Source organism: Pyrinomonas methylaliphatogenes (assembly GCF_000820845.2).
GTDB lineage: Bacteria > Acidobacteriota > Blastocatellia > Pyrinomonadales > Pyrinomonadaceae > Pyrinomonas > Pyrinomonas methylaliphatogenes.
In genome coordinates this window covers 252098-258097 of sequence record NZ_CBXV010000003.1, presented here as the reverse complement: position 1 = coordinate 258097, position 6000 = coordinate 252098, and the positions used below count along the sequence as shown (strand labels likewise).

At 53.0% G+C, this 6000-nt stretch carries 8 protein-coding genes; all 8 read left to right on the top strand.

Annotation, left to right across the window (positions count from 1 at the left end; all coding sequences use genetic code 11):
• On the top strand, positions 1–944 hold a 944-nt coding region (locus tag PYK22_RS04505), incomplete at its 5' end, for an RHS repeat-associated core domain-containing protein (protein ID WP_211197612.1).
• Between the two features lie 127 nt (positions 945–1071).
• Positions 1072–2178, top strand: coding sequence for a WD40 repeat domain-containing protein (locus PYK22_RS04500; protein ID WP_157770673.1), 1107 nt, complete (start codon positions 1072–1074; stop codon positions 2176–2178).
• 343 nt (positions 2179–2521) lie between these two features.
• Complete coding sequence (locus PYK22_RS04495) at positions 2522–3487, top strand: RHS repeat-associated core domain-containing protein (protein WP_041974844.1); 966 nt, start codon at positions 2522–2524, stop codon at positions 3485–3487.
• Between the two features lie 494 nt (positions 3488–3981).
• Positions 3982–4284, top strand: coding sequence for a hypothetical protein (locus tag PYK22_RS04490; RefSeq protein ID WP_157770672.1), 303 nt, complete (start codon positions 3982–3984; stop codon positions 4282–4284).
• A gap of 248 nt (positions 4285–4532) precedes the next feature.
• On the top strand, positions 4533–4850 hold the full coding sequence (locus PYK22_RS04485) for a hypothetical protein (RefSeq protein WP_041974840.1): 318 nt from the start codon (positions 4533–4535) through the stop codon (positions 4848–4850).
• A 79-nt stretch (positions 4851–4929) separates the two neighbouring features.
• On the top strand, positions 4930–5064 hold the full coding sequence (locus tag PYK22_RS17160; RefSeq protein ID WP_157770671.1) for a HepT-like ribonuclease domain-containing protein: 135 nt from the start codon (positions 4930–4932) through the stop codon (positions 5062–5064).
• Positions 5065–5172: 108 nt separating this feature from the next.
• Positions 5173–5454 (top strand): DUF433 domain-containing protein, encoded by a 282-nt coding sequence (locus PYK22_RS04480; RefSeq protein WP_041974838.1) that lies wholly within the window; start codon positions 5173–5175, stop codon positions 5452–5454.
• Entirely contained in the window at positions 5451–5798 is a 348-nt protein-coding gene (locus PYK22_RS04475) for a DUF5615 family PIN-like protein (RefSeq protein WP_041974836.1), read from the top strand. Before PYK22_RS04480 ends, PYK22_RS04475 begins: the two co-directional genes overlap by 4 nt.
• Positions 5799–6000 lie beyond the last annotated feature (202 nt).

Here is a 6000-nt window from a genome sequence, read left to right as displayed (position 1 = left end):
GAGACAGAGAGGAGCGAGAACCACGGTATCATCCGTATGTGTATGGGGGGTATGAGCGGGATGGGAATTGGAGCGATCAGGCGCTGATGAGGAGTTACCACGGGTGGTGGACGCGGTTCAACGAGCCAGATCCATGGGAAGGGAGCTATGACTTGACGGATCCGCAATCGTTCAACCGGTACAGCTATGTGCAGAACGATCCGGTGAACTTTGTGGATCCTACTGGGTTGTTTGCGCTAAACAGGGAATACTTCGAGGCGATGGAGGCGTTATGGGAGTTATGGATGTTTGGGATGCAGATGGATCAGCGGTTGCTGCCGCCGTTGATTGATGGGCCGCCGGAGTTGCCAGCAGCTACACTGCCGCAGAATCCAGTCGATGTGAGCAAACTTGGTGAACCGCCACGATGCAGTTTCCCTAGCTTTAGTCAACTTAGTGCCGCGCAGCAAGGTCTGTTCAAAGACATAGGCGGCGCAAGCGCATATGGCGGTTTGTCTGATGCACAGCGGGCAAGTTTTCTCAACCTCACAGGTGCGCTCAGCAGCGCGCAGATAGACTTCTCTGGCTTGACGTTGCAGCAGAGCGGCATCCACCAAGACCGACTGCTTTTTGCTCCGGGGGCAGGCATTGATAGCTTTCGAGCTAGCTTTGAAGTTGGCGTTGCTGCCGGAAGGTTCATTAACTCACCGCCAGCCGAGAGCGAGCATCCTGGGATGAGCGAGTGGGGAGGGCGGCAGCGCCGAGCTTTCTACGCATTGCAGATTGGAGGTGGGCGTGGGGGTGCGTTTGTTGACATTGACATAGGTAATCCACAGATGGGGGTGTTGCCAGCTTTGGTGCATGGGGTTGAGGTGTTCTACAACAAGGTGAGTAAGAGTGTGACGGATCCATTTGCGGTTGGTCGAGCGTTAGGCAGGAAGATCACAGGATACTTGTGTTTGTGAGGACATCTTTATTGCTTAGGAGGCGAGGATGCGGGGCAAGGTTGTTTGGGTATTAACTTTGGTGTGGTGTGCGTTTTTTGTTCAGTGTATTGTGGGTGCTGGGAGTAGTGGGAGGAGGGGTGTTAGGTTGAGATTGGTTGCTGAGTACAAGCATGACATTTTATGTGATATATCAAGTGACGGGCGGCTTGTTTTGTTCTATCGGAGCTCATATCCGACGCGCAGCTACCGGATCTACGGTGGTTGGGTCAAGGCCAATCAGCCAGAGGTTTATGATGATGAGTTGCGGGTAGTGGATTTGCGGGATGGGCGTGAGGTAAGTCGAATCAGGGTGGAGTTCTTTCCCGAGAATGAGCAGTTGGTCCCGGGAACCTTAAAGGTTTTCTACAAGGAGCCGCAAAGGAGAGGTAATGAGCTGCGTTGGGTATTAAGGCTATGGGACTTTTCAACAGGCGAGGTTGAGGTTTGTTCCAGTGAAGATTGGGCAAATTTTAGACACGCAACCATCGTTGACTCACAACACGTGTTTGGTGCGCTGTATCGAGAGGGTAGCGGAGAAGCTATAGCTTTGTTAACTCTTCCTGATTGCAAGCTAGCGATTGGTGATCCGGTCAATCCATCTGATCCAACTAGAATGACGACAGGTTTAATCATTTCGCCAAATAGACGCCATCTAGCATATCTAACTAGCGGAGAGGTGTACATCAGAGATATTGCCACGCTCAGAATCATCGAGCGCCTTAAAGTTCCAGTTGGGTTAGTGTATAAATGCGGCCCAATCTACACGCCGGATGGCAAGTCTCTTTTGGTTACTGCTAGCAACATGATTTTTGATAAGGCGGAAGCAAAACATTACCTGCTCTTCTATGACACAGTGAACTATGAAGCGGTACGTCAACTTGATATCACTGGTTGGATGCCGCCTAAGATGAGCGATGATAGCGCTATTGCATCGTGCTTTGTCGGCACAGCGCTAGCGGTATCGCCAGATGGTTGGGTAATGGCGGTTGGGTACACGCGGGTGAGGGAGAGGCTATTATGGACGGAGGAGCAAGCGGAGGTGGTGCTCTACGATTTAAGCAGCGGGGAGGAGGTTGGGCGCGTGGCGCATCCGGCGATCAGGCAGCGGCGTGATGATCCGTTTGCCGCGAGGGTGAATCGGATAGCGTTCACGCCAGATGGGAAGTACATGTTGACGAGCACGTATGACACGCGGGTGTGGCGGATTGAGTAGGGTGCAGGGGCGGTTATTGGCGGTGAGATTTTGCGAGGGGATCGTTTTACTGCGTCGGTCGTCGATGAGGGAGAGAGAGCTTCTTGACCCTTTGTGGATTTTTGTCTAAGTTTACACCTCTTTTGGCGAGAGTTTCTTTCAGCGGATCTAAGCCAGCAAAGTAGCAGTTCGTTATCGCCGCTATGTTTCACAGTTGTGGGGATTGAGGGCAAGTGGGTAGGGGAAGGCGGCGCGTTGTTTGAGAGGGGGGCTAAGCTGCGCGTGGTAGGGTGAGGTGAATTGACATGATATTGCTGGCTGGTGATGTAGGTGCATCGGGATGCTGTGGTGAAGAGGTGAGCGGTTGACGGACGAGGCGGGGAATGTGGTGGCGGTGGTGGAGTTGGATCCGTGGGGCGGGGAGACAGAGAGGAGCGAGAACCCACGGTATCATCCGTATGTGTATGGGTGGTATGAGCGGGATGGGAATTGGAGCGATCAGGCGCAGCGGAGGGTGTATCACGGGTGGTATTCGCGGTTCTATCAACCGGATCCGTGGGATGGGAGTTACGATCTGACTGATCCACAATCGCTCAACCGGTATGCTTATGTGCAGAACGATCCTGTGAACTTTGTGGATCCGACAGGGATGCTGACGGTGGGTCCAGTCAACGGGGTGCAGCTTGGGGTAGTGACGGTGAGAGCCGATGCTGGGCCTGACTGGACGGCGTTATGGGAGTTATGGGTGTTTGGGATGCAGATGGGGCAGCGGTTGATGCAGCCGTTGGTTGATGGGCCGCCGGAGTTGCCAGCAGCTACACTGCCGCAGAATCCAGTTGAAGTCAATAAACTGGGTGAACCCCCAATCAATTGTAACCAAAAACTGCTTGTCTCTCTAGATTCTGATTTGCAAGTTTCTTATGGGCAAAATGCCAGACCTTATTTCGCTCCAGACTTTGCACGCGCTTTCAGCGCAGCTGTTAGTGCATTGAATAGAGCGGGGATTAGGCCTCGCATTAACAGTGCTTTTCGCACGACCGCTGATCAGCAACGCATGCGCGCAGGTGGGGCGGGGAGAAATCCAGCTGCGTCGCTATCCTTACATCAAGCTGGTTATGCGGTCGACATCAATGGAACCGCGACGCAAGAGTTTCAAACCATTCGTCAAGTGATGGAGAGTCATGGTTTCACTTGGGGAGGGAGATTCCGTCATCGAGATCCTCCACACTTCGAAATCAATCCATTTGGTACAAAAGGGACGGAGGAATATCGAGAAAAGCTAAGGCTAGCTGCTTTAGAAGCGGAGGCTTTCTATCACAAGTGTTTATAACAGTTTGGAGTTGGAGCAAGAGTGGGGTTTGTGTGCTTATTTTGTTGCTTGCCATAGTGTGTTGCTGCTTTGCGTGGAGGGCATCATCACGGTGGCAGGGCAAACCCTTAGAGAGAAGTGTTCGCATGAGTGTCGCAGGCTCTAGCAAGCATGCGACATACGATTGGTACCTGGGCGTTTCCGATGAAGGAAGGGGGCATCGAGCATGGCTCATACAGCTGGACTATGTGCACAGGCTTGGTCAGATCTACTTGCGACCGCAGTGTTTGAAGATATTGTATGTTCAAATGACAGCTAACGGGGGCTTACATTTCGCATCCGAGCCGGGGGTTGGAGATGTAGGATATGAATTCATTGGGCGCATAACGACTTTTGGTTTGTTGGGTGATCTTTACACAACACGCAAGAGTCGAGGGCGAGTAGAGAGGATTGGGAGGGCATCTGTTGAATTACAGCGCCTTCCACGACGAGCAATGATAAGAGCTTACTCCAACATGAAGTATAACGAGGAATCGGGCGACTTGGTCGGCACAGAGTTGTTGCTGATTAGCGGCGCTGGCACAAAAGCGATCATCTACACCTCTTCCGAAGGTGGCTTCATTCCATATGCAGCCTATGATCTATCAATAAGCAGAGACTGGCTGCGATTCAAGATCTTTGCGGACGCAGATCAAGCGAGTTATAGTGCCCGGCGGTTTGGCGAGAAGCTGATTTTATGGCGCGAAGGCGCTGCCAACCAATCAAAGATAGTTTTGTTTTCAAAGTGGGGGAGTTGCGTGAAAGAACAGGATAAATAGCTGCACAGATTCAGTTAACAACCATGAAGCAAAGGCCGGGTGAGGCGGATATATCCGAGTGAGTGGTCAAGGTAAGGGACAGGTTCGCCTGGATGGGACTATGCGGCAGGCGTGCGTCGGAATAAAGGAGGAGGTGGCTGGAGTACAGCGGGTGGAGCTAGTATGTGTAGTTTGATTCGTGTGATGGGAGCTGCGATCTCACGGATCCACAATCGTTCAACCGGTACAGCTATTGTGAGAACGATCCGGTGAACTTTGTGGATCCGACGGGACTTGTTAGCGATGAGGAAGAGGTGATTCGGATCGAGACGCGGGCGCCGCGGTGGGTAGATGACTTTTGGTTGAGGCATGCATTGGGTGTGTTGTTTGGCGCGGGGCAGCGCGTGCGGTTGTGGACGGAATATGAGCCGCGAGCTGGCGGCCGAGATGGCGTGCCTACGCTGGTGCAAGGGCAGCATAACGTGCAGCTGCAGAGACCGCTTGCGAAGAACAAGACTTTAATTTCAGCAGCGGAGCTGGCGGCTTCAGTGCGCAAGAACTCAGCGCCATCGCGCAAACTGCTGTAGGGGAGGCCAGTACCGCGCTCTACCCGAATGAAGTTGAAGCGGTAATCACCACGATCGTCATGTATCAACAGAGATGCGCATGCGGCACAGATCAGTTCTATGGCGAGCGATCACCGGGATGCAACACGAGATCGTGCACGATTACATGTTTGTTGATGAGGACTTTGTGTGGAAGATGGCGACGGAAGATTTGGCGCCGTCGTGGAAGTGCTAGGGACTTTCTGTTTGCTTTGCAGATAGTTAAAATGATCGTTCAAGCGGTGACGCCACCGCATATTGTACAGCCAGAGTGGATTCGGTAACAGGAGATAGTTGTAGCTTTATGTCGACCGCGACCGAACATTTGTACATCGTAAAGGATGAGCGCATCTTAGGCGGTGAGCCAATCATCAAGGGGACGCGCACGCCCGTGCGGGCCGTTGTCGAACTGTGGCGGATGGGCGTTGCTGCCGAAGAGATTACGAATCATCTGCCACATTTGACGCAAGCGCAGGTCTTCGACGCGCTCTCGTACTATAGCGATCATCAGGCGGAGATCAACTACTATATCGAGCGCAATCGCATTCCCGAGGAACTGATCGATGCTCGCGTGCGAGAAAAGTGAGCCGATTGTTTGTCGAACTCTACTTGGATGAGGACGTCAGCGCGTTGGTGGCGAAGCTGCTGCGCGTGCACGGCTTCACGGTGCAGACAACAGTTGAAGCCGGACGTCAAGGTGCAGGCGATGCTGAGCAGCTAGAGTATGCGGTCAGCTGTCGACATGCATTGCTGACGCACAACTGGGAAGATTTCGTGCGGTTAGCGCAAGAATACTTTGCCGCTGGGCGGAAGCATTACGGGATCATCATTGCGGCGCGTCGTCCCCCACATGAGATCGTTCGCCGACTAATGATAATCCTCAATCGGATGACCGCTGATGAGATGGAAGACCAAATCATTTACATTTGAGCGGGACGAGATAAAGACAGAGCTCGCTTGAAAGGCCACTCATCGAAGAGATCTGATGCCAGCCCCTAAGGGCTCTCAATATTCCAAGTGATGATGGGCAAGTGTGCACTTCATGCGCACGGATACGGGGGCGATGTGTGGAGCGACATCGTGCGGCGCGTGCGGGTGGAACGCATCATATGAGGCGAGCTACCACGGGCAA

Coding starts and splice junctions, on each gene's coding strand:
- PYK22_RS04480 (WP_041974838.1), top strand. CDS start 5,173: ATGTCGACCGCGACCGAACATTTGTACATCGTAAAGGATGAGCGCATC.
- PYK22_RS04490 (WP_157770672.1), top strand. CDS start 3,982: ATGAAGTATAACGAGGAATCGGGCGACTTGGTCGGCACAGAGTTGTTG.
- PYK22_RS17160 (WP_157770671.1), top strand. CDS start 4,930: ATGCGGCACAGATCAGTTCTATGGCGAGCGATCACCGGGATGCAACAC.